We start from the raw sequence: 24,028 nt of genomic DNA, 5'->3' as shown, positions 1-24,028 counted from the left end.
CGCAATGCGAGACTCTTTTTTTTGATTAATTTTATGCTTCTAAAATAATTTAAAAATATACATCTTGTTACTAAAAGAACTCACTACCAAACAAGAAATGCTTGCTCAATTTGAAATAATGCAACATTTATATTCCAATTTCACCTTAGAGAAATACGAATCCTACCTTGATGCAATAGTTCCGCATAATTATACGCAAATCGCCGTTTTTGAGGGTGATGTTTGTGTTGGTTTGTCGGGATTATGGTTTGGAATTAAGCTGTGGTGTGGCAAATATTTGGAGATTGATAATTTTATTGTGCATCCAGAGCACCGCCAAAAAGGAATAGGCAAAATAATGACTGATTATGTAGATGCTAAAGCGATAGAGCTAGGTTGCACCATGACCGTTTTAGACGCTTTTACAGGAAATTACACGGCACATCGCTTTTATTATAACCAAGGTTTTGTGCCTAAAGGGTTTCACTTTTTGAAAATCTTAAACGAAGAAGGATTGTCTTAACACACTTTTTTGCATTTTAAACCAACACTATTAGTAAACGATCGATCTATCCATCTATTAAACCAAAGAATTAGTTATTTTTGTTTTTAATATAAATCACACCTCTTATTTTGGGATTATACAAAAGCCTTTTTAAACAAACAGCCATTTACGGACTAGCTACGGTTTTACCGCGAATGTTTGGTTTTATACTGGTGCCACTTTATACAGATTTGCTTCCAGAAGTCGAGTACGGAAAAGTATCCATCATTTTTGCATGGATGATTTTTTTCAATGTAGTGCTGGCCTACGGAATGGAAACCTCCTTTTTTAGATTCTATAACAAGGAAACCGATAAAAATAGTGTCATCGAGACTACGACAGTATCGCTATTTTGGACCTCCATAAGTTTTTTATTCATTGCACTATTATTTCGAGACCAGTTAGCGCTGTTCCTCCAAATAGATGTGCAACACGTTACTTATGCGATATGGATTTTAGTATTTGATGCCTTGGTTATTATTCCGTTTTCTAAATTACGAGCAACCCAAAGACCCATTAAATACGCTATTATCAAAATCGGAAATGTACTTGTATTTCTACTGCTCAATGTCTTTTTTCTATTGTATTTACCCAAAATTGCCAGGTATTATCCGGATAGTTTTTTAGGGACAAACTATGTGCCTGATTATCAAATCGGCTATATATTCATGGGAAATATCATCGCTAGTTTCTTGACTTTTGTGGCTTTATCCAACAACTATTTGTTTCTTAAATGGAAATTTAATTTTGCTTTATGGAAAAGCATGATGCGCTACGGTTTGCCCATTATGATTGCTGGTATCGCTTTTGCTATTAACGAGCAGTTTGACAAAATCCTTTTAGGACGCTTGCTACCCGCTAACATTGCGGAGGCCGAAGTGGGAGTTTATTCCGCTTGTTACAAACTAGGACTGTTCATGGTTTTGTACCGCACCGCCTACACCTTGGGGATCGAGCCTTTTTTCTTTAGCCATGCTTCTGATAAAAATGCACCGCAAACCTATGCCATGATCACCAAATATTTTGTCATTTTTGGTTCGTTTATATTACTATCAGTAGTCGTTTTTGCTGATTTATTTAAAATGCTCATGATTCCTAACGATTCTTATTGGGTCGCCATGAAAGTAGTTCCTTTAATTATTCTGGCTAACTTCTTCCTTGGAATTTATACCAATTTATCGGTTTGGTACAAGCTAATCGACAAAACCTATATTGGCGCTTATATTTCAATCGCGGGAGCAGTAATTACCTTGGTTTTAAATTTTTTATTAATCCCAAGTATGAGTTATTATGGTTCAGCGATAGCCACTTTAGCAGCTTATGGTAGCATGATGTTCATTTCGTATTACCTAGGAAATAAATACTATCCTATTCCGTATGACATGAAAAAAATTGGAGGCTACCTCTCTTTATCAGTGTTTTTCTCAGTAATATCTTTTTATGGATTTCGCGAAAATTATTTTGTAGGCATCGGACTTTTGATCGTTTTCCTCTATTTTATTTATCACAACGAAAAAGAAACCTTATTGAAAATTATAAAAAAATAGTTTTTCAGGAGCTATTTCCTGCTATCCGCTGTATCTTTTTATTCGCCGCGGCGAATAAAAAGGATGCCGCTACTATCAGGGCTAAAAAACCAGAAGTACCATTCACAAATTGTACTTTAAAACAAACACATTATTATGAAAGTAAACATCATCAATAAATCGCAACATGCCTTGCCACACTATGAAACCATAGCATCAGCAGGAATGGATTTAAGAGCTAACCTTACCGAAAGCATCAGCTTACAACCCCTAGAAAGAACCATAATTAAAACCGGTCTTTTTATCGAATTACCTATTGGATACGAAGCGCAAGTACGACCACGTAGTGGCCTGGCTTTCAAAAACGGAATCACAGTGCTTAATTCACCGGGAACTATTGATGCTGATTATCGTGGGGAAATTGGTGTGATTTTAGTAAATTTATCCAATCAAGCTTTTGAGATCCAAAACGGTGAACGAATAGCGCAACTCATCATTGCTAAACACGATCGCGCTGAGTGGATTGAAGTACAAGAACTATCCGAAACCGCTAGAGGAGAGGGCGGATTTGGTAGCACGGGGGTAAAATAAAGCCCCCTTACCCCGCCGCGGCGGGGAACCGATAATTACAAATAGAAGCTAATATAAATTTAAATCCTACTCACCCCTAGTAGTAGTTCCCCGCCGTGGCGGGGTTAGGGGGCTTATATGAAAATAATAGTACCTATGGCAGGACGTGGATCTCGCCTTCGCCCACATACCTTAACAATACCAAAACCTTTAATTCCTATAGCCGGTAAATCAATCGTACACCGTTTGGTAGAGGATATTGCTAAAATCTTAAAAGAGCCCGTAACCGAAGTAGCTTTTATTCTTGGTGACGAAGCTTTTTTTGGAGAGCAAGTTGTCGCTGATTTAGAGACTTTGGCTAAAAGCTTGGGTGCAAAAGCATCTATTTATAGACAAGACCAACCTCTTGGAACGGGTCACGCTATCATGTGTGCACAAGATTCTTTATCGGGTCCAGCAGTTATCGCTTACGCAGATACTTTGATTAGAGCGGATTTTGAATTAGATTCACAAGCCGATGCTGTGATTTGGGTAAAACAAGTAGACCAACCAGAAGCTTTTGGTGTGGTAAAATTGAACGCTACTAATGACATTATTGAATTAGTCGAAAAACCAACGACTTTCGTTAGTGACCTAGCCGTTATCGGGATTTATTATTTCAAGGAAGTAGGAGATTTAAAAACGGAGTTGCAAAAAGTATTGGATAACAACATTCAAAATGGTGGCGAATACCAAATTAATGATGGTATCAAAGCGATGATGGCTAACGGTAAAGTTTTTAAAACCGGTAGCGTAGATGAATGGATGGATTGCGGTAACAAAGAGGTAACCGTGGAGACCAATAGCAGAATGCTTGGGTTTTTACATCAAGATGGAGCGCCACTAGTTGCTGATTCGGTTCAACTAGAAAACGCAACGATTATTCCACCCTGTTATATTGGTGAAAATGTAGTTTTAGTAAATGCAACAGTGGGACCTAACGTATCGTTAGGAAAAGGATGTCGTGTCGAAAATGCTACAGTAAAAAACAGTTTGATTCAGACGAATTCAGTTATAAAAAATGCGACTTTAGACAACGCCATGATCGGGAATCATGCTCGTTTTGATGGCGCGTTTACTAGCGTTAATATTGGTGATTATTCGGTTTTAGAGTAGCGTTACTCTTCCACAAATTGGTTGCCAAGAAATTTATAAAAATAGGATGAAAAAAAGATCGCTTGTTGTTTTACTTTTTGTTTTGCTATGCAATGCTGCTGCGCTATGGGCACAACCAGAGGCAGTAGAAACGAAAACCAATGCCGACAAATTTCAAGATTATTTTTATGAAGCACTCAAGCAAAAAGGAATTGAAAACTACGACAAAGCGATCGTTTCATTGCAGCAATGCTTAAAATTAGAACCGCAAAACGCTGTGCTTTATTTTGAATTAGGTAAAAACTATCTGGCTCAAAAGGACTACCGCAATGCATTTACTTCTTTTCAAAAAGCAAGCGAAATTGACCCTACTAACAAATGGTTTTGGATTGGGATGTATGATGTTAATTATGCTACTAAGGACTACCAAGGTGCTATAAAAACCATCGATAAGCTCATTACATTTGACCCTAAATTCAAAGAGGATTTAACATCACTCTACATGAACACGGGACAATTTGATGCGGCGCTAGATTTAATTAATGAGCTCAATGAAACCGTAGGGAAATCAGATCGTAGGGAATCCTACAAGCTACAAATCCTCTCTCAAGGAAAATATCAAAATGCTGAAATCGCCAATTTGCTGCAGCAAATTAGTAAATTCCCGCAAGAGGAGTCGAACTATATTTCGCTGATTTATTATTACTCAAAAAATGACGCGATTGATAAAGTGTTGGAAACAGCACAAAAACTAGAAAAAGCCATTCCCACTTCGGTCTGGGCGCAGGTGAGTTTGTTCAAGTTTTATTTAGACAAAAATGACGGTGCAAAGGCAGTAACGGCAATGAACACAGTTTTGGCAAGTCCCAAAATCGACAATAAAATCAAGCATAGGATTTTAAATGAATTCTTGATTTATGCGTATGCCAATCAGCAATACATGCCTGATGTCGAAAAGGCCGTGCGTTATTTTGACTCTGATCCCAATGTAAATGTGGCTAAGGAAATAGGGAAGTACCACCAAAATAAAAAGAACTACAAAGAAGCGATTCGGTTTTACGACTTGGCCAATGAAAAAAGCAAAACAGTTGATATCGAAACCAATTTGCTTTTGCTTCAAGCGCATACAGAGCTTGGTCAATTTGACGCTGTAGTCAAAAAATCGAATGAACTTTTAGAGTTGTTTCCTGCGCAACCACAGTTTTATTTTTATGCAGGTTTAGGATTTAATCAGCTAAAGCAATTTAAAAAAGGAAAAGACGTTTTAGAAATGGGCATGGATTATGTAGTAGAGGATATACCATTAGAGGCCAATTTTTATATTCAGTTAGGAGAAGCCTATAATGGACTCGGTGATGTCAAGAAAAAAGAATTTTATTTCGGCAAAGCCAATCAATTATTAAAACAAAAAAATTAAAATGAATCTATTTTCAAGAACTATAGTGATGCTTTGCATTGCGGGTATTAGCTCCGTTTCGCTGGTGTCTTGTAAAGCTAAGGACAAAGCAATTCCCACAGCCATCGCTACCGAGCCAGTAGACGAAATGAAAGCTTCTAAAATCATAGCCAACCACTACAATATCAAAAGCAATTATTCATCGGTATATATTAGAGCAAATGCCAAGTATGCAGATGATAAGCAAACACAAAACGTAACGGCTGAAATTAAGATCAAAAAAGACGAGCAAATTTTAGTGAGTATCCGTTTTCTAGGGATTACCATGGCAAAAGCTTCGATTACTCCAACATCAGTAAGCTATTACGAAAAAATAAAAGGAACCTATTTCGAAGGCGATTTTAGTGCTTTAAGTAAGTGGTTAGGAACCGACTTGGATTACAATAAGATCCAAAATCTTTTAGTAGGGGAAGCACTTGACGATTTAAAAAAAGGAAAATACACAGAAGCATTGGTTGATCAATTGTACCGCTTAGACGATGCAAAAACAGGAAATACCAAGAAAACATTTTACCTTAATGGAGCTGATTTTACGGTAAACAAGCAAGAAATCAAGCAAACTGCGGAGTCTCGCATGATTCAAGTCGCATACGCTGACACCAAAGTGTTTCCAGAAGCTACAATGCCTGCTAATGTGAATATCAAAACATTTCAGCCCAAAGGAAAGTCTGAAATTAATTTAGAGTACACAACCATTACCTTTAATGAAGAACTTTCTTTTCCTTATAGTGTTCCAAATGGTTATAATCGAATTATAATTAAGTAAATTCGCGAAAATATTTTTTTAAGATGCAAAAATTTCTCCTAAGCCTACTATTTATCTGTCTGACTTCCCTGTCATGGAGCCAGTCGCAACAAGAAAAGTTAGAACAACGTAAAGCTGAAATACAAAAAGAGATTAGAGAAAACGAAAAGATGCTGCTTAACGTAAAGTCGAAGGAGAAATCAGCAATGAACGTTTTCTTGATCCAAAAAAATAAAATTCGCCTTAAAGAAACCTTGATCAATACAACCGAAAAGCAAATGAAGCTTTTGGCCAATGATATGTATATTAATCAAATGAAGATTAATAAACTCAACAAGGAACTAAAAATCCTGAAAGAAGATTACGCTAAGATGATTGTGAAATCGTATAAAAGCCGATCAGAACAAAGTAGGGCCATGTTTATTTTATCGTCTGAAAATTTCTTGCAGGCATACAAGCGCGCGCAATATTTAAAACAATATACCAGTTTTAGAAAAAACCAAGGTATTGAAATTAATGCGAAATCAGTAGAACTTGTTGACTTCAATGCCAAATTAAACGTTCAAAAAGTAGCAAAGAAAAAACTATTGGTTGAGAATGAGAAAGAACGTGTTGCTCTTGTCAAAGAGAAGCAAATTCAAGAACAATTGGTAAATTCAATTAAGAAAGATAAAAACCGAATCGTATCTGACATTCGCAAAAAGCAAAGAGAATCCAAATCGATCGACAAACAAATTGACCGTTTAATTAGAGAGGCAATCGCCGAAGCGAACAGAAAAGCGGCGCTAGAAAGAGCCAAAGCACAAGCCCTGGCTTCTAAATCCAATGACACACCTAAGGAAGTCGCTGCCAAAGCCGCCAAAGCACCCGTTTCGTCTTCTAGAATCGAGTTAACACCGGAGTCAAAAATTGTAGCTGATAATTTTAGAGCCAATAGAGGAAGCTTGCCATGGCCCGTTGAAAAAGGATTTATTTCCCTAGGGTATGGAGATCAAGCACATCCTATTTACAGCACTTTAGTTATTCACAACAGTGGAGTCGAAATCACAACTAATGAAGGTGCAAGCGCTAGAGCCGTTTTTAGCGGTGAAGTAGCGAGTGTAATCGTGTTGTCACCAATAAACAAAGCGGTAGTCATACAACACGGAGATTTCTTTACGGTCTACCAAAACCTTAGTTCGGTATCGGTTAGTCAAGGAGAAAAAGTGAGTGGTAAGCAAACGATAGGTAGAGTGCGAACCAATGGAGATACTGGTAAAACAGTGATCAAATTCTTATTGTCTCAAAACACAGTGTACACCAATCCGCAACCTTGGTTGTCACCAAAATAAAACAGTAGAAAGAGTATATAGAAAGCGAATCCTTTAGTTGATTCGCTTTTTTTTTGCTATTTTTTTTTAAGACAAATGGTTTTCTAGTACCTAAAAAGGAGTCCGAAGGAAGTCTGTTTGCGAGTTGATAAATACAGATTAAAAGCCTATTTTTAATCCGTTAATCCCGATAAAAACAAGACTGTGTTTTCACTTAAATACGCGACCCTTTTCACCTTGCTCCTTTGCGCTTGTTCTAGCATGGGTCAAGCCCAAAAAGACACCACGGCCTTATCAGAAATAAAAATTAGTGCAGCACCTATTGCTACGCGATTGCAGGTGGCTGCAGCATCCATAGCGGTTATTGATAAAGTCGCCATCAATACTAATGACGGCGCCATTCTTACACCAGTTTTAAATAAAATTCCCGGCGTGTACATGCAACAGGGTGCGCTAAACACCAACCGAATAACCATTCGCGGTATGGGTGCGCGAACACCTTTTGGGACCACCCGAATCAAAACTTATTTAGATAACATTCCGCTGACTACTGCCGAAGGGGAATCAACCATCGAAGATATCGATCTAGAGACCATTGGTTCCATCCAAATTATAAAAGGTCCTAATGCGACTAGCTTTGGTGCGGGATTAGGCGGAATTATCCACCTTTTAACCAATCTGGGAGGTAATCAAAAATCGTTTGTAAAATCCAACAGTACGTATGGAAGCTTCGGACTTTTGAAGCAGAGTTTCTCGGGTGGGTACGCTCAAGAAAGCGCCAATGGATATGTTAATTACAGCCATTTGCAAAGTGACGGCTTTCGCCAAAATTCCTCCTATGACCGAAAATCACTGCATTTGCAGGCCAAAAAGCAAATTACAACAAGCGCGACGCTTAGTTTTTTAGCGGTTTACACTCAACTCAAAGCGTTTATTCCAAGTTCAATCAACGAAACGGATTTTACAACCAATCCACAAAAAGCAGCAGCTAATTGGTTGGCGGCCCAAGGGTTTGAATCCTATGACAAAGTATTGGTAGGAGTTGGTTACGATCAGGAATTAGGAAATCATTGGACGTTGAAAGCTGCGGTCTTTGGTAATTATAAAAAAGCATTTGAACCACGACCTTTCGATATTCTTGACGATCAATCCGCTTCGATGGGGATACGTTCTAGTTTGAATTATAAAAATACTTTTTTGGCGGTTCCGTTTGAGATGAGTGTCGGGACTGAAATGGCATTTGACACCTATCGCTTTTTGCTATTTAGAAACCTATACCTCACGCAACCCAATCAAGGCAGCGTGCAAGGAGCCGAGTTTAGCACTAAAAAACAAAATAGCAACTACCAGAATTACTTTGCTCAAATGGATTTTTCGCTTTCGACCAACTGGCATTTGGAAGCCGGATTGGCTTTGAACACGACGCATTATGCCTTGGAGGACCTTTTTAGTAGTGGTACAGCACCTGCGTTACAATATAGTTTTGGAACCATTTTGTCACCGCGTGCAGGGCTTTCCTATAGTTTTACCAAAAATCAAACTCTTTTTGCAGCGGTAAGTAAAGGGTTTTCGACGCCAACAGTAGCTGAAACGCTAACGCCAACGGGACAAATTAATACGAACTTGCAACCAGAGATTGGGTGGAATTATGAATTGGGCTGGAAAGGAACTACTTTAGGCAACAAGCTGCATACCGAGATTAGTTTTTTTAGTACGCAAATCACAAATTTATTAGTCGCTAGACGAACGGCCGAGGATCAATATATTGGTATTAACGCCGGCTCAAGTTCCCATGTAGGACTCGAAGCACAACTCAATTACAAGTGGATAAAAAGCAATAATTGGGAGCTAAGCACGAATTTTTCGGCAGCAATAAACCATTTTAGATTCAAGGATTTTGTAGATGATGCAAAGGATTATTCTGGAAATAAATTAACGGGAGTGCCTAATACACAATGGAATTTTGCACTAGATGCCGTTTCAAACTCAGGTTTTAGTTTTAGTACATCCTATTTAGGTATCGGTAAAATCCCCATCAACGATCAAAACTCAAAATTTACTTCGGCTTACAGGCTAGTTGATTGTAAAACAAGCTACGCTTTTACTATTTTAAAAAGCATAAAAGCGACGCTAAGCGCAGGAGTAAACAACCTGACGGATGCCCGTTATGCTGCGAGTATTGTACCTAATGCGGTAGGTTTTGGAACCGCGCAACCGCGAGCCTATTATCCAGGAAACCCCCGCAATTACTACGGAGGTTTCGCTGTTAATTATCTTTTTTGATAGGTGTATTACTTTATTTTTTGACTAGAGCTACCTCTTTTGCAGTAACCATTTTAGACTGTTTGTTGGTCCAGCTATTCATAATGTAATTCATCACATCAGCGACTTCTTCGTCACTTAATCCCATGGAGGGCATCATGCTGTTGAATTTTTTTCCGTTAACTGTAATCGCTCCTTTTTGACCGTATTTGACAGCATGAATGCTTTCCGTTCGTTTGTTTTTGAGCCAATCGGATCCGTCAAGAGGCGGAAAACTAGTGCCACTGCCTTTTCCAGTTGCTTGGTGGCACTGCATGCAAAAATCGGCATAGACCTCCTTACCGGCAGCGATGCTTTTTTGCAAGTCGGTTTGTTGGTCGGTTTTTACCAAAAAAGGGATATAATCGGTAGTAACGGTAGTAGTAGTGTGACGGCTAAGAAAAGTAAAAGCAGTTGAAGCCATAACCAATAGCGCCAGTGTTGTTTTTGATAGTATCATTTTAGTTTGGTATTATTTTTAGAATTCCTTTTCCTTCCACACCCAAATATATGTAGCCGTCCGGTCCTTGCATAATGTTACGCAAGCGTCCTACATCAGTAGCGATTTTTTGGCGTCCAGTAATTTTATCACCGGTAAAAGTCAGCATTTCTACATATTGAAATTTTAAAGAACCTACGAGTAAATTCCCTTTCCAGTTAGGGTAAATGTCACTGCTTATAAAAGCCATTCCGCTTGGAGCGATAGAAGGCGCCCAGTAGTATTCAGGATCTTGAATTCCCTCTTTTTGTTGGATACTACTAATGATGGTATTGTCGTAATCGATGCCGTAAGTAACCACAGGCCAGCCGTAATTGGCTCCTTTTTTAACAATATTGATTTCGTCACCCCCTTGCGGTCCGTGTTCGTGTTCCCAGATCGCTCCTGTTATAGGATGCTTCGTCATTCCTTGTGGATTTCGATTTCCATAGGTGTAAATTGCTTCTTTGGCATTAGCCATACCTACAAAGGGATTGTCTTTTGGGATGCTGCCATCAGCGTTGAGGCGGTAAATTTTTCCGTTGTCGCGGGTAAGGTCCTGCGGGTTCACAAAGTGAGCACCACGCTCTCCTGCTGAGAAAAATAAATAACCGGCATTGTCAAAAACAATTCGGGATCCAAAATGTTGCCCTTTGGTGGTGTTAGGACCACATTTGTAAATAGACTCGATTGATGTTAAACTTTCATTCTCTAGTTTCGCGCGAATAATTTTGGTGTTTCCACCCGTGCCTTCTCCTTCGGTAGAAGCGTAGCTAATGTAAATCCATCCGTTTTTAGAGTAATCAGGATGTAAAACAATATCCAATAAACCACCTTGTCCACGATTGTAGACTTCCGGTACATTTTTAACCTCGGTTTTTTTGCCATTAGTTACATGGTACAAAACACCGCTTTTTTCAGTTACTAAAAAAGAGCCATCGGGTAAAAAAGCCATTCCCCACGGAATCGGAATCCCATCGACTACCGTTTCCAGTGTATAATTTAAAGGCGCCGTAGTAAGCGGAATATCATTTAGTTTTACTTGAGCAGTACAACCAAGGACGCAGCAGGTAAAGAAGCTAAGAATTATATTTTTCATGTTTTTAATTTTTAACGAGGTTTAAAGATAGTAAAAAGGATCAAATTAGGGTAGAAAGCCGTACAGGCCTTTTATTGCGAAGAGTGAGGATTTAAAAATAATGATGCAGTCTAATTATAATCTAATTGCTGTTGTTGCCCTTTTGTGGCGTTTGAGAAGCTTATTTAAATTCTTACAATTATTTTTAAAATCTCTAGCCAATTCATTTTAAATTTATGATTATTAGTTTTATATTCGCACTCTGATTTTCAAGATATTAATACGATTTAATGAAAAAAATACTCAGTATTCTCTTACTTCTTATTTTTCCTTATGTAACTTTTAGTCAGCAGATAAAGGCTTTACCTTATGATCAAATTAAAATTACCAAAGCGTTTATTAAAGACACTTTAAAAATAGATGCCTACATTAAAAAAGCAATTCAACTTCCGTTTAGTGAAGAAAAAGAGGCGAAATTTTATTATCAGAAAGCGCTTGATCTAGCGTATAACCTGCGTTCGCAAGAACAAATTGCCAAAGTGTTTTTAGAAAAAGGACTTTACTACAGAGAAAATTTCAATTATTTTGAATCGATTAAAAGTTTTAATAAAGCGCTTCCTTATTTTGAAAACACAAAAGAATCCAAGCTTTTAAGCAAGTTGTATTTTTTCTTAGGGCAATCCTATTTTTTTGTGTATTCCGAAGATATTTCTTTTAAGTATTATCTCAAGGCTTTGAATTTATACAAGAAGAACCAAAACGAAATTGGAGTGGCTTACTGCTACAATGGTATTGGAACTATTTATAGCAATACGAATCACAAAGTGGCTTTGAACTATTTAAATAAATCATTAGCATTATTTAAAAAAAATAATTATTACAAAGGAATTGCGACCTGTTACATTAACATTGCAAACGCAACAGAAAAAACAGAGGAGAGCGTTGTCCTATACAATAAATCCATTGCTGTTTTAAAATTACAAAATGACAATTATACCCTTGCCGTAAATTATAATAACTTAGGGGATAGCTATATACATTTAGAAGAGTTTGACAGAGCGATTGCCTATTTTCAAAAGGGGTTAGCTATTTCTGAAAAAATGGATGCAAAACCATTGCATGCGATGCTTTACCTAAATATTGCAGAAGTAAAGTTAAAGCAGAAGTTGTATGATGACGCCATTTATTATTCGAATCTGAGTTTAGACTTTGCTACTAAAAAAGGGGATGTTGAGATTCAGGCCGCTAATATTTTAGCACTTTCGTCTATATACGAAAGCAGATCAGATATTAAGAAAGCGTTAGAATATAAGAATGAATATATCGCTGCACGAGACCGCGCCTTAAAATACAAAGACCAGAAAAAAGTACAGCTATACCAAAGTTTGAATGAGTTAGACCGGTCGCAATATGAGCTACAGAAGTTGAAGATTGAAAACGAAAATGCGGACTTGAAATTACAGTCTAAAAACAACCAAACCTATTTTTTTATTTTTTTGACACTGGTGCTTGTAGCTGTAGTGGTAATCTTGTTCTTGCAGAAAAAAGCCAAAAACAAAATCAATGCCGAGCTCCAATTTCAAACGCAGCAAATTAGTAATTTGAAAGACAATGTTCAGGTGCAAAATGACCGCCTAAACGACATCAATAACACTAAAAACAAACTATTCAAGATCATTGCTCATGATTTAAAGAATCCGTTGAGTTCGATTGAAGCCTTATCTGATTTGATGTTACAAGATCAAGGAGGAGCTGATGAGGAAGAGAAAGTACTCTTTTTAAACCTTATCAAAGAATCGGCGACTAAGGCCTCTGAAATCTTGAATGATGTGCTTATTTGGGCTTTGGACCAAGAGAAACCGGTTGAAAACAAAAAATTATCCATCAAGACCTTAATCAATGAGGAGCTGAAACTACTAGAGATTCAAGCTTCGCAAAAAGAGATCAGCATACACAATACGATTGATGCCGACCTAAATGTTGTAACCGATAAAAACAAAGTCGCGACGGTACTGCGAAATTTAATTTCGAATGCCATTAAGTTCTCGTACACCAAAGGCGCGATAACCATAAGTGCCGCTGTAGAAAAGAAATTTATTAAAATCAGTGTTAGTGACCAAGGAATTGGAATGACAACTGAGGAAATGCACAACCTTTTTATCGTTGACTACAAGAAATCAAGACTTGGCACCAGCAACGAAGAGGGCACAGGCCTAGGCTTAGTACTTTGCAAGGATTTTGTGCAAAAACTAGGCGGTACCATCACCGTTAGCAGTGAGCTCAATAAGGGAAGCGTCTTTAGCTTTACTTTGCCTTATGATGGGGGAGTGGTTTAGGTTGTTCTAGTGTCTATCAAATATTGTATCCATGTGGAATTCTAAAAACTCTTTTCGAGGTAAATATTTGATTGGACTAGTAATTTTTAAATTAGCGATAGGCGCAAAGTGGTTTTGATAGAACTCAGTATTCTTTTTCTTTTTTAGAGAGGTTGAAAGAACAACTTTATAATTTTGATCTACACCAATTATTCCTTTGTCAAATGCTTTGTCGTATAAAGCCGAAAGGCAGATTCCATTTTCAGGATTAAGTCTTTCATTTTCGTTCATTGACCAAGGAACAATATGACTCGCCAACAAAAGTTCAGGAATATCAATTCCTGTAATAGCACATTTTGTACTATAATTTGCCAAAATCATTTGTCTAAAAACAGACTGATTGACTCTTGTTTTAACTTCTCTTATTTTTGTTTCTCCTTTGATATCCTTTAATTCAGGATATAGGTCTACATATTTATCTTCAATAGTGATATTCTCTTTTTGAGCCAATAAAATTTCACTTTGAAAGATTAATTCTTCTTGGTTATGAAAATACTCGTCCCAAATGGGTTGTACTATTTTTGTCCCGCCACTCATTCCTTTAATTCCTCTTGCTTGTAGCGCAGGATCTACACTTGCAAAATTCACGAGGCGCAAAGCAATTGAACTAGAGCTCCTACCAATTAAATTAGCAAGATGAATGATGTCTTTATTTGTACTATGCATCTTTCCAAAAGGAATTTTTAAGTACAAATTAAAGGCAAGGATTAGTTCTTCTTTTGTCCAGAGGTTACGGGTTGCCATTATGATTATTAACTTAGAAACCTTCTATGCCATTCAGATTCATCTAGCCCTACTCTAGATAATTGGGACGTATATTCAGTAATTATCCTTTGAGAATGTAAATCTTTTAAATCAAGAACCCATTCGAAGTATTCATCTTCGTATTTTTGTTTAAATATAAATGTACCAACATCTTCGTTCAGTTCTGCTTTAATAACACCTTGATCATTTTGACAAACAAATTTAATAGTTCTTATAGAAAAAGAATCTTTTACTTTCTTTAATTTTAAACCTTCAGGGGTTAAAATATCAAACTTTGCTTCTGACAAAACTAATGGAATAAATAGAAACTTCCTTTCACTGCCATAAGGTATTCTTACACTATCGCATTTCTGTTGAATACATATATAATATTTATCATTAATAGTTGTGCTTTTTATCACAGTGCCGAGAGTTAATTTAGGAATTATATCATTTGGTATAAATAGACTTTTATGATGAGCCAATTTTGAAAATTTCTTATCAATTTCTTCTCTATTTATTTGTTCTTCTTTGTTCAGAAACAAAACTGTATTACTTAAAGAAATATGTTCATAACTATCCTTCATTTTAGACTTTGAAACACCAGCCTCCTTATTAAAAGTTTCTGCGTATCGCTTTGATATATCTTTTATTGGTGATTGAAGAAGTTCATTTATTAAGCTTTGCGAACGTTTGAAATTTTCAATTGGAACATATCCCTTTCCTATCTTATTCAACAGTTCGTGTACTTCTTCATTTATATTGACTTCAACCCAATCAGGAATTATATCTCTTATCACATCATTTGTTTTATTGTAGAATAGTAAATCTGAAATACTATCTCCAAATAATTCGATTAACAAATCTTCAGCATCTTCTTGACTAGGCAACAGTGCTTTATGGCTTAAATATGCACTATCAAGATTTTTAGAAAATAAACCTAGTATTTTAGATGAATTCTGTCGTAAAGTTGCTAATGAAAGTAAAGCAAAATTAGAAAGTAAACCACTCGTCATCATTGTGAATTCATCTAAGATAAAATTCGGTAAATCTTTATATTTGACAATTTTATCATTTAATCCAACAATGTGGTTGAATTTATTGTCAACTTCGTCATCCTCAACAGACGATTTTGCCCTAATTAATATTTTAGTATTGTTGGAAGACACTTTGCATGATTCTTTTTTCAACCCTGGTTTAATTTCATTTAGTTCAGTAAATATTTGTGTTGTAATTTCATTTAAATCTGTTTCCCCTGTATAAACTATTATTAGTTTTAAACTTTCTTTACTTTTAGAAATATCTAAAAAAATGTTTTTTATAATATCTAAAGTGTAAATGCCTCTAGGATCATCATCGTCGTCAGCATTTGGGTCTTCAATATCAGCTTCTAAAAGGATTATCTTCCAATCTAAAATGATTACATCTGCCTTTTTTGTAATACATTTAAAATCTTCAATATCTTGCTTTGTTTTTGGTTGATAAACCCCACATATTTTTTTTTCCTTGGCAAAAGCCAGTGAAACTTTTTGCGCATTAAAATCATGATTAGGATCTTCTAGAGTTACTCCTGCATAAGCTTTATCATCAATAAAGACGATACTTTGTAAAAAAGAGTTTGCTATCTCTTTTGATTTTTCGAAAAATGGATTAATCATTGTCGTTTGATTTATTTTGTACAATTCTAAAGGTAACAGTGCTTCCCTCTCGAGGAGTGACCACAGATATGTTATAATTTTCCGCATTTAAAACTTCTTTACTAATACTTAATCCCATACCTCTACCATTTTGTTTTCTCGAAAAACCTAAATCAAAGATTCTGTCTTTATCTTGAATTGGAATTTCAATACCATTATTACTAATATAAACGCCAGTATCATCAGCGTGCATTCTAATTATTTTACTTTCTACATTACTTTTATTTAACCAGTATATTGCATTGTCAATCAGATTAACAAAAACAGGATAGAATGTTGAGCGAAATCCATTTATTTTTTGAGAAGAAAAGCCTTTTGTGTGTTTAAAATCTATGTTATGCCTCTCTAATCTAGATTTAAATAAATCAATAAGAAATAATTTTATTTCCATTAGAGAAATATCTTCTCGTCTCCTATTTAGTCTTCTATTTAGTGGAGTAAACAAATTTAGATAACCGTCAAGGTGTTCAAAGTTTACCTTAATATTTTTATAAACACTATCAAGCTGTTGATTAACATCAGACCACGCTTTTAAATCTTTTATACTTCCTCTGATTGAGCGAACTGTACTGCTAAATTCATGGTGTAAAATACCAACAGCTAAACCAAGTTGGCTTAATTCAATATCAGCTTGAACTCTTTCTCTTAATTCTTCCAGTTCTTCAGACATTGCATCTGATATTTGATCGTTTGTGATAATTTGACCATCATTATCTTTTTCAATATAAAAGCTTTCAAACTGTCTTATTATTCTATCCATAACAAATGTGTTACGGTTACTTATTAATTCAATCTCATCCTCCATAGATTTTCTCTCTGCGACGAGATTAAAATCTTCAATATTATTTGTGCTAAGATGTTTGAATTTGTCTTTTACAGACCTAATTTGATTATCTAAATCTAACATCAAATCAGAAGTTAATTCTTTTATTTTCTTTGAAACATCAGTAACTAATTCGTTTGTTTCTTTTCGTTTTTTAGTGTTCGTTTTTTTAGCTTCAAAAGAAATAAATTCTACTGCTTGTTCCAGCCTCTTCCTTTTACTTATTTCGATGTCTAATTTGGTAATATATTCTTCAACTAAATTATCAATTTCACTATTAGCTTTATTAAATATATTTTGTTCTAAAACTTTAAATTCTTTTAAATAGGTTTCGAAATCTATTCGATTTTCTTTAGATATTGTGAATCCTTTAGGTCCATAAAGTGTAATATTTTTTTTGTAATCATTTATCTTTTGTCGGGCTTCAAATTCATAATCAATAATTTTTTGACTAGCTTCATCAATATCCTTTATATAAATTATTGAATTTAGATTTTTCTTTGTTTCATCTATAATTCTATTTACATTCTTTTCGAATAGACTTGAAGTTAAATCTTTAAAAAAAGCATCTAAATTTTGAATAAATTTTTCTTTTTTACTTTTAGCAAGCTTGTCTCTTCTTTCTAAAGCATTATGCAAAGTATATATTTCTTCTTTCTTTTTTTGATAAAATTCCGACTGAACTGTTTTTCCACTTGGATCAAAAAAATCAGAAGCTAATTGTAAAACAAAATTTTTGAGTATTTCTTGAAAATGCCTAAATGCCTTGTTTTCTATGAAACCTTCTCTTCCAGCTTTTTCAACAAGTTTATAGTTGTTATTACTATTTATTTCAATTACACCAAACATTCTCCTATGTGAGAAAAAATAAGTACTTGCTCTTTTGGTTCTGTTTTTTTCAATACTGAGAAAATCAAAATCAATATCTCCATATGGTAATACCCTTATATTGTCTTTATATATGTATAGAGCTCCAAATTTGTTTGTTTTATTACTTAATATTGCCCAGTTTTGTTGATCAATCTTTGAACTTTTTAAGTCACCATGGATATAAACAAAATTAATTTTAAATGGTCCACAATCAGTTTCTTTAAAATTATTACCATTCCAATTTACAATATGATTTTCATATTCTTTTTCTCCATAAATATTTATATTGCCTTTAAATTGACCATACTCATCAAAGGTACCTTCAAAGTGATGGTCAGCAATTTCAAATTCTTGTGGTGTGAAAAATTGCTCTTTATCAATTATGTTATTATATGCCCCATCATCTCCTCTATAATCTCTAAATGAAATATCAATTACTGGTTTAGGATGATTTGGAGTCATAGTATTGTGAAAGCCAATAAGCATTTTTTCAATCTTTGTTGCTTCTTTAGTTTCTTTATTACCTTCAATGTCAAAAATTAAATTTTCACTAACAGGATTTATATAGAAAAAAGTACCACCTCTCTCCTCATTAAATTTAAAATCTCCAACTAGATTATTATTAATCTTTTTTGGATCAATATCGAAATTAATTACCGAAAGAGTTATTCTTTCATAATCGTCTAATGATATTATATCTTTATCTTTAAGTTCTTTTAGAGAATTTAGAACATCTTGTTTTAAATCGTGAAATTGAATTAAATCAGGAAGTTCATCAAACTCACTTATTGGTATAACAATGTCTTCGAGGTTAATTCCGGGTAATTCAAATAATTCCCAATTGATGAAGGCTACAACAATTTTATATACTTTTTCTCTTTGTTTAGCTTTAGATATAATCAAAACTTGTTTACCAATAGATGCTATAGCTAATCGTCCTATTCCTTTTTCCCCCATTACAGGTCTTAATGGTTTAGATGAATCTTTTGGAGGTAATAGAGTTTTTCTATTTACAAATTTACTTTCTGTGCCAATAGTTAACCATCTTGTTTCAAACTCTTCTTTAGTCATTCCTAAACCATCATCCCTTAAGATAAGTAAATTATCTTTTCTCAAGAAATCAATATCAAATTTATCTGCATAAGCATCATGAGCATTTTTAATAAGTTCATTGATAGCTGTTGGAATTCCAGCAATTTGTTGACGACCTAATAAATCTAATGCTCTCGCTCTTGTTTTAAATTGCGCCATTTATGTGATTATTAATTATTGCCTCGCCTATACATTTTGCATATTGAGGAGGTACTGCATTACCAATTAATCGAGCTATGGCTGAAGTACTTGTTCCATGAAATTTATAGTCTCTAGGGAATGATTGTAATGTTGCTCCTTCACGTAATGATAAAGCACGATCTTCATCGGGATGAACAAAACGACCATTTGAGATGCTAAAAAACTTTGTTGTAATTGTAGGTGATGGTTTGTCCCACCATAAACGTCCAAAAGTATCTTTAAAGGAACTGTCTTTACCTTCAAAACAAGCTAATTGTAATTCAGGATCATTTGCAAAGCCTAATCTATTTCCGCCGTCTTTAGCTACTTTTTTCAATCTTCTTTTATTAATAGCAGATATAGACGCTACAGTGTGTAAAAATGCTGTTTCGTCTTTATGACCATCCTTAATTTTAGAGAAACCATTAGTTTCACCTAAAACATCTTTAACAGTAACTTTTTTGCCTTCTTTTTTTATCAAATCGATTAACTCGTTTGTTACACGATTTGCTATTAACGTAAATCTTTTTCGACTTTGGGGTACACCATATTCTGCTACATTATGAACTTCAAAGTGTACTTTATAATTATTTTTTTCGAGCCAAATTATAAAATCTTCTAGTCCGCTTTCATTTTTCTTTCTTAAAACTCCTGGAACGTTTTCTACTACTACATAACCTGGGTTAAAGTATTTTACAAAACGAGTAAACTCTATTAATAAATTAGCTGATTTTGTTGATTTGGTCTTATCGGTATTGATAATACTCCAAAACTGGCAAGGACTACAACCAATTAAGATTAAATCGTCATCATTTTTGGTTAAGTTTAATTTGTCTTCCAATTCTTGTTCTTCCAATTCAAAAACATCAGCTTGTATAAACTGGGCTCCAGTTATATTATCTTCATATGTTTTTTTGCAATTTGGCTCATAGTCAATCCCTGCTAGAACATTTATCCCTGCTTCTAACATTCCATAACTCATGCCGCCTCCGCCGCAGAAAAAGTCAACTGCCTTTAAAGGGATTGCTTCATCCTCCATAATTTAATTTTCCTTGCATTGTTATATTGTTCGTTTTTTTAGATTGTTCCGTATACTTTTAAAATGTACAATTATTATCTAATGGACGTTCGCCTCTATGCAAATATATATTAATTTGTAATAATATACATTGTTTTAAAAATCGATTCCCCTAGCCCCGACCCTAGCGAAACTCCTGTTGCAGGGCGGCTGTAGTTTTTTTGGGCTGCAAGAGCGACTGCAAGAAGCTCCTTGCGGTCCTTAAAAAACAAAGCGGTACAAAACAGAGTGAAGCGGAGGGCGGGAATTGCTCCTAAAAACTAAACTGTTGAGCATAAAAAAAGACCACCCGGTGAAGGATGGTCTTAACTGCAAATGCATTAACTAAATTGCGGTTTTGGTATTGTATTTTATTTCAACTACTGCTGCAGTGAGCCGATTTGCCTTATTATAGGATTATTTGTAAACACCAAAAGGTTTTTTACGGCTATTAAAATTTTTAAGATTGGTACAAAAGTAGTAAAATTTAGGCTAAATAAATGATAATATGCTATTTTTTGATACTAAAAAATGCGACTTTGTTGAATATCATGGCTTTTAACTGTTTTTGGTTTTAGAGAGTAACATCAAAATTATATTTTAGGTACTGAAAATGGTAAGATTGGGTTTCGGTTTTAATTTTTTGTTTAACTTTGCAATGTAAATGATAAACAAAATGGAAAATAAAAAACCAGATAACATTGTGTACTCTGCAGAGGAGGGATACAATGCTAATGTATTGCCTTATGCTACAACGGTGGGTGCGCCTGTGATTAGGGTGGATGATTTAGTGTCGTGGAAGAGTAGAGGGATTACTACGGTGAATAAGGAACTGGAGTTGAAATTTAACGAGCTGAAGTTGCAATACCAGCAGCTGATGGAGGAATACGAATGGAATGAGTTGGTGTACAGCGCTAAGTTTTCGTTTGAGCCGGTCATAGGCGAGATTTATCATTTGTACCGCGATGCGGCGGGTGTGAACTTTTTATCCTTGATTTCGCCCCAAGAATGGAACCGCGAACACATAGGTACTTTTAAACTGAATAGTGATAAAAAATGGATTCATTTGAAAGCTGAGGAGCGTTCTGTTTTTTAAAAATATAAAATTAGATTGTGCTTTGGGCACTGCATAGTTTTAGTTTATTGATTTGTTTGTAAAACGGTTGTGCTTTAGGGCGGAGCCGTTTTTTGTTTGACCTATAATCGCAAACGGATTGTCTAAGGCCCGCTTTGCCGGTTTTATGGCTAGGTAGTTTATGAGAGTCGGATTATATAGTAGTGCAACTATGCTATTGGTTTAGTGGTTTTTTAGAATCCAAAGCAGCAATGATTCTCATTATGGCTAATTTTTTACCTGAAGTATTTAAAAACAAATAAGACTTTACAGCAGTGTAAAGTCTTTTTTAATTTAAGCGAATCCTGATTATTGGTAGTTGTGGTGCGATGCTCCACTTTCTGTTTTTTTAGTCACTTTAGGTCGATCCCGGATGATGCAGTAGTTTTTAGGCGGCAATGTAACTTGCTTTTTCCTGCTTTCGAGCGGAGCTGTAACCAATATAAGTAGGATCTATTAGCTAATAGTTTTATAGTTGGGACAAATGTAAACCTAATTGTATGCTTGAGGTGCCTTTCGGATTTTGGTTGCTTTTTCAAAGGCAATTCCCATTTGTAAAAGGCGCTCTTCTTGATAGGGTCTGGTTATAAAGGTAAGTCCCCAAGGTTCACCTGTAGTTTTGTATCCCATAGGAATAGTTAAGCAAGGGTAATTGGCCGCTGCGGCTTGACCTGCGTTGTTATTGTTTATGGATAAGATGGCATCGAGCTGGTATTTTACCATGGGCGTTTCAAAAAATGTAACGCCTTCTTTTCTGACTTTGGCTTTGATAAGTACTAATTCTTCGGCAGAAGTGGTGTCTGTTAACATGCCATCAAAACGACCTTGACCATAAGGAATTTTCAGTGCTGGATCGCTGTTATTGTAGGCGATGATTGCAGCAATCGATTTGCTAGTTAGGTCTGCAGCTGCATATTTATTGAGGTAAGCAGGGAGATCTACTTTCATGTCGGCAGTAAGTATCGTACCAAATCCGTCAAAATTCATAGGTTCAGGTTCATACTCAACCACAATACCGCCCAACTTGATTATGGTATTAATGCTTTGCTTGTAGATAGAATCTCCTAAAAAGTTTTTAATGGCGCCAAATCGCAATCCTTCGAGTGAACCCTTCTTTAAACTCTCGAGGTAGTTTGTGTTTTTTGGATTGTTCTTGCTAGCAGAATCATTCAGGTCTTGGCCACTCATGGCCGAAAGAAGGATGGCGCTATCCGTTGTGTTTTTTGTCATTGGTCCTGGCGTATCCAGTGTGCTCGATATGGGAATAATACCGGTTCGACTTAGTAAACCCGTAGTTGGTTTTAGACCAATAACTGAATTTTGCCAAGAAGGAGAAAGAATAGAGCCCGAAGTCTCAGTTCCCACAGCGGCTGCGGCATAATTAGCAGCTACAGCTACACCACTTCCTGCGCTTGAACCACCGGTATCGAATAGTTTACGTCCATAGGGATTGAGTGTTTGTCCTCCTACGGCGCTATAACCATTAGGACCCGAAAGGTGAAGGAAATTGGCCCATTCGTTCAGGTTTGTTTTTCCTAAAATAATAGCGCCTTGACTTTTTAGTTGCGTAATGATGAAAGCATCAGCAGCGATATTGTTGCGCAGCAAGTGTGTGCCAGCGGTGGTAGGCATGCCTGCGACGTTTACATTGTCTTTTACGAGTATGGGAATACCGTAAATGGGATGGTTTGTATTGGATTTGCTTTTATCTCTTTTTCTTGCTTCCTGAACGGCATTTGGGTTAATGGCAATGATGGCGTTGAGCATTTTGTCTTTGTCATTCTCAAATTTCACGATTCGGTATAAATACCATTGTGTTAATTGTTCGTAGCTCAAACTGCCTGATTGAATATGGGATTGAATGGTAGGAATGTTTTGTTCTAAAATAAGTGGTTTTAGCCTTTGATAATCGGCTTCCGAAAAAGAACCTAATTGTTGCGCTATGTTTTTCCAAATTGCATTTTTATCCAAAATTTTAGATTGGATCAACTTGTATTGCATTCTCGTGGATGCGTGGGTGGCGTTTTTAGCGAGCTCTTCGGTTTCGTCATACGGAGTCCAAGCTGGAATAACCGTTTTTTGAGTTGGCTTACAAGCCAATATAAAAAATAGAGAGAGGAAAAGAATTTTCTTCATATGATTTAAATATTAGGATTATAGTTTGGTTGTTTTTGGTTTAGTTTGGGTTTGTTTTTACACTAAGTACTACAAAGAAGCTAATTGAATCAAAGCGGTTAGCTTTTTTTATAGAAAAGAAATTAAATTCATTTAGTACGAGCAAAAGCACTAGTCTTTAGTTGTTGTTAAAAATAATGAAATCTTTAGAGGATTCATAGTAACCTAAAGATAAACTTGTATTGTACCATTGTAGCAGAGTGACTGTAAAAGCAGAAGTAGTATTTTGAAAATTAAATAGCCAACAGTAAACAAAACTTCTTTTAAAATTGAGATTTCCTAGCCCTGACTGCAATGGAATTCCTTATGCAATAGGCCGCTGTTTTTCGCGGTATACAAGAGCGACTGTAAAAAGCTCCTTGTATGCCTTAGAAAAGCAAGGTCTATAAATAAGAATGTAATGAAAGGCAGGAAGTAGCTCCCAAAAACAACAGAAGATTAAAATAGAGAACGGTATATAAAACAAAAAAGACCTTACATTGCTGTAAAGTCTTTTTAAAAAGCTCCCTCTCTTGGGCTTCCCGAAATAAATTCAGGATAAACTTCTCGCCACAATAGGCCACAAAAAAACCTGATACTTTCGTATCAGGTTTTAAAAAGCTCCCTCTCTTGGGCTCGAACCAAGGACCCTCTGATTAACAGTCAGATGCTCTAACCAACTGAGCTAAGAAGGAAAATGTATATTGTTATTTGTATGAACTTTTAAATCTTTGTTGTTGCTTTATTCTGATATTCGTTTCAGTTGTAAAGCGGTGCAAAGATAGGCTATCATTTGATTTG

The 24,028-nt window shown here is 35.6% G+C and carries 17 protein-coding genes and 1 tRNA gene; 10 read left to right on the top strand and 8 right to left on the bottom strand.

Translation table 11 applies throughout. The features are described from left to right. The first annotated feature begins 64 nt into the window (after positions 1 to 64). The 8 genes from P8M54_RS01405 (at position 65) to P8M54_RS01370 (ending at position 9,547) form a co-directional block, all read left to right on the top strand. Positions 65 to 502, top strand: a complete 438-nt coding sequence (locus P8M54_RS01405) for a GNAT family N-acetyltransferase (RefSeq protein ID WP_300284156.1) — start codon at positions 65 to 67, stop codon at positions 500 to 502. A gap of 110 nt (positions 503 to 612) precedes the next feature. Continuing rightward, entirely contained in the window at positions 613 to 2,070 is a 1,458-nt protein-coding gene (locus tag P8M54_RS01400; RefSeq protein WP_300284153.1) for an oligosaccharide flippase family protein, read from the top strand. Positions 2,071 to 2,205: 135 nt separating this feature from the next. Further along, positions 2,206 to 2,640 (top strand): dUTP diphosphatase, encoded by a 435-nt coding sequence (gene dut / locus P8M54_RS01395; protein ID WP_300284151.1) that lies wholly within the window; start codon positions 2,206 to 2,208, stop codon positions 2,638 to 2,640. Positions 2,641 to 2,757: 117 nt separating this feature from the next. Beyond that, a complete protein-coding gene (locus P8M54_RS01390) occupies positions 2,758 to 3,774 on the top strand; it encodes a sugar phosphate nucleotidyltransferase (protein WP_300284148.1) in 1,017 nt (338 codons plus the stop codon). A gap of 46 nt (positions 3,775 to 3,820) precedes the next feature. Further along, positions 3,821 to 5,170 (top strand): tetratricopeptide repeat protein, encoded by a 1,350-nt coding sequence (locus tag P8M54_RS01385; RefSeq protein WP_300284145.1) that lies wholly within the window; start codon positions 3,821 to 3,823, stop codon positions 5,168 to 5,170. Between the two features lies 1 nt (position 5,171). Further along, positions 5,172 to 5,975: a DUF4292 domain-containing protein gene (locus tag P8M54_RS01380; RefSeq protein WP_300284142.1), complete on the top strand. Its 804-nt coding sequence runs from the start codon at positions 5,172 to 5,174 to the stop codon at positions 5,973 to 5,975. Between the two features lie 23 nt (positions 5,976 to 5,998). Continuing rightward, positions 5,999 to 7,285, top strand: a complete 1,287-nt coding sequence (locus P8M54_RS01375; RefSeq protein WP_300284139.1) for a peptidoglycan DD-metalloendopeptidase family protein — start codon at positions 5,999 to 6,001, stop codon at positions 7,283 to 7,285. Between the two features lie 183 nt (positions 7,286 to 7,468). After that, entirely contained in the window at positions 7,469 to 9,547 is a 2,079-nt protein-coding gene (locus P8M54_RS01370; RefSeq protein ID WP_300284136.1) for a TonB-dependent receptor, read from the top strand. 13 nt (positions 9,548 to 9,560) lie between these two features. Here P8M54_RS01370 and P8M54_RS01365 read toward each other — a convergent pair whose 3' ends face one another. Together P8M54_RS01365 and P8M54_RS01360 are read right to left on the bottom strand one after the other, a co-directional pair. Continuing rightward, positions 9,561 to 10,025 carry a cytochrome c gene (locus P8M54_RS01365; RefSeq protein WP_300284134.1) on the bottom strand — a complete coding sequence of 155 codons (465 nt, stop codon included), beginning with the start codon at positions 10,023 to 10,025 and terminating at the stop codon, positions 9,561 to 9,563. A 1-nt stretch (position 10,026) separates the two neighbouring features. Next, positions 10,027 to 11,142 (bottom strand): PQQ-dependent sugar dehydrogenase, encoded by a 1,116-nt coding sequence (locus P8M54_RS01360; protein WP_300284132.1) that lies wholly within the window; start codon positions 11,140 to 11,142, stop codon positions 10,027 to 10,029. A gap of 269 nt (positions 11,143 to 11,411) precedes the next feature. On the opposite strand from P8M54_RS01360, the gene P8M54_RS01355 reads away from it, so the two are divergent. Further along, the gene (locus P8M54_RS01355) at positions 11,412 to 13,457 is read left to right on the top strand and encodes a tetratricopeptide repeat-containing sensor histidine kinase (RefSeq protein ID WP_300284129.1); all 2,046 of its coding nucleotides are present in this window, start codon (positions 11,412 to 11,414) and stop codon (positions 13,455 to 13,457) included. 6 nt (positions 13,458 to 13,463) lie between these two features. Here P8M54_RS01355 and P8M54_RS01350 read toward each other — a convergent pair whose 3' ends face one another. The 4 genes from P8M54_RS01350 to P8M54_RS01335 are packed head-to-tail and all read right to left on the bottom strand — an operon-like array spanning position 13,464 to position 19,941. After that, the gene (locus P8M54_RS01350) at positions 13,464 to 14,240 is read right to left on the bottom strand and encodes an HNH endonuclease (protein WP_300284126.1); all 777 of its coding nucleotides are present in this window, start codon (positions 14,238 to 14,240) and stop codon (positions 13,464 to 13,466) included. 8 nt (positions 14,241 to 14,248) lie between these two features. Next, positions 14,249 to 15,898 carry a response regulator receiver domain gene (locus tag P8M54_RS01345; RefSeq protein ID WP_300284124.1) on the bottom strand — a complete coding sequence of 550 codons (1,650 nt, stop codon included), beginning with the start codon at positions 15,896 to 15,898 and terminating at the stop codon, positions 14,249 to 14,251. Further along, the gene (locus P8M54_RS01340) at positions 15,891 to 18,881 is read right to left on the bottom strand and encodes an ATP-binding protein (protein WP_300284121.1); all 2,991 of its coding nucleotides are present in this window, start codon (positions 18,879 to 18,881) and stop codon (positions 15,891 to 15,893) included. The genes P8M54_RS01345 and P8M54_RS01340 overlap by 8 nt, the downstream gene beginning before the upstream one ends. Further along, positions 18,868 to 19,941, bottom strand: a complete 1,074-nt coding sequence (locus P8M54_RS01335) for a DNA cytosine methyltransferase (RefSeq protein ID WP_300284118.1) — start codon at positions 19,939 to 19,941, stop codon at positions 18,868 to 18,870. Before P8M54_RS01335 ends, P8M54_RS01340 begins: the two co-directional genes overlap by 14 nt. Positions 19,942 to 20,635: 694 nt before the next feature. Between P8M54_RS01335 and P8M54_RS01330 the strand changes: the two genes are divergently transcribed. Then, positions 20,636 to 21,055, top strand: a complete 420-nt coding sequence (locus tag P8M54_RS01330; protein WP_300284115.1) for a DUF2452 domain-containing protein — start codon at positions 20,636 to 20,638, stop codon at positions 21,053 to 21,055. Between the two features lie 510 nt (positions 21,056 to 21,565). On the opposite strand, the gene P8M54_RS01325 is transcribed toward P8M54_RS01330, so the two are convergent. Together P8M54_RS01325 and P8M54_RS01320 are read right to left on the bottom strand one after the other, a co-directional pair. Further along, positions 21,566 to 23,209 carry an amidase family protein gene (locus tag P8M54_RS01325; RefSeq protein WP_300284112.1) on the bottom strand — a complete coding sequence of 548 codons (1,644 nt, stop codon included), beginning with the start codon at positions 23,207 to 23,209 and terminating at the stop codon, positions 21,566 to 21,568. Between the two features lie 639 nt (positions 23,210 to 23,848). Further along, positions 23,849 to 23,922: transfer RNA gene (locus P8M54_RS01320), tRNA-Asn, on the bottom strand. Positions 23,923 to 24,028: the final 106 nt, after the last annotated feature.

It is taken from the genome of Flavobacterium sp., assembly GCF_029242675.1.
GTDB lineage: Bacteria > Bacteroidota > Bacteroidia > Flavobacteriales > Flavobacteriaceae > Flavobacterium.
Note: the sequence above shows the minus strand (reverse complement) of the source record. Positions and strands in the feature narration are given on the sequence as shown.

Bases quoted from the DNA above. Each gene is read 5' to 3' on its own strand.
- dut (WP_300284151.1), top strand. From the start codon at position 2,206: ATGAAAGTAAACATCATCAATAAATCGCAACATGCCTTGCCACACTAT.
- P8M54_RS01390 (WP_300284148.1), top strand. From the start codon at position 2,758: ATGAAAATAATAGTACCTATGGCAGGACGTGGATCTCGCCTTCGCCCA.
- P8M54_RS01385 (WP_300284145.1), top strand. From the start codon at position 3,821: ATGAAAAAAAGATCGCTTGTTGTTTTACTTTTTGTTTTGCTATGCAAT.
- P8M54_RS01380 (WP_300284142.1), top strand. From the start codon at position 5,172: ATGAATCTATTTTCAAGAACTATAGTGATGCTTTGCATTGCGGGTATT.
- P8M54_RS01375 (WP_300284139.1), top strand. From the start codon at position 5,999: ATGCAAAAATTTCTCCTAAGCCTACTATTTATCTGTCTGACTTCCCTG.
- P8M54_RS01365 (WP_300284134.1), bottom strand. From the start codon at position 10,025: ATGATACTATCAAAAACAACACTGGCGCTATTGGTTATGGCTTCAACT.
- P8M54_RS01360 (WP_300284132.1), bottom strand. From the start codon at position 11,142: ATGAAAAATATAATTCTTAGCTTCTTTACCTGCTGCGTCCTTGGTTGT.
- P8M54_RS01355 (WP_300284129.1), top strand. From the start codon at position 11,412: ATGAAAAAAATACTCAGTATTCTCTTACTTCTTATTTTTCCTTATGTA.
- P8M54_RS01350 (WP_300284126.1), bottom strand. From the start codon at position 14,240: ATGGCAACCCGTAACCTCTGGACAAAAGAAGAACTAATCCTTGCCTTT.
- P8M54_RS01345 (WP_300284124.1), bottom strand. From the start codon at position 15,898: ATGATTAATCCATTTTTCGAAAAATCAAAAGAGATAGCAAACTCTTTT.
- P8M54_RS01340 (WP_300284121.1), bottom strand. From the start codon at position 18,881: ATGGCGCAATTTAAAACAAGAGCGAGAGCATTAGATTTATTAGGTCGT.
- P8M54_RS01335 (WP_300284118.1), bottom strand. From the start codon at position 19,941: ATGGAGGATGAAGCAATCCCTTTAAAGGCAGTTGACTTTTTCTGCGGC.
- P8M54_RS01330 (WP_300284115.1), top strand. From the start codon at position 20,636: ATGGAAAATAAAAAACCAGATAACATTGTGTACTCTGCAGAGGAGGGA.
- P8M54_RS01325 (WP_300284112.1), bottom strand. From the start codon at position 23,209: ATGAAGAAAATTCTTTTCCTCTCTCTATTTTTTATATTGGCTTGTAAG.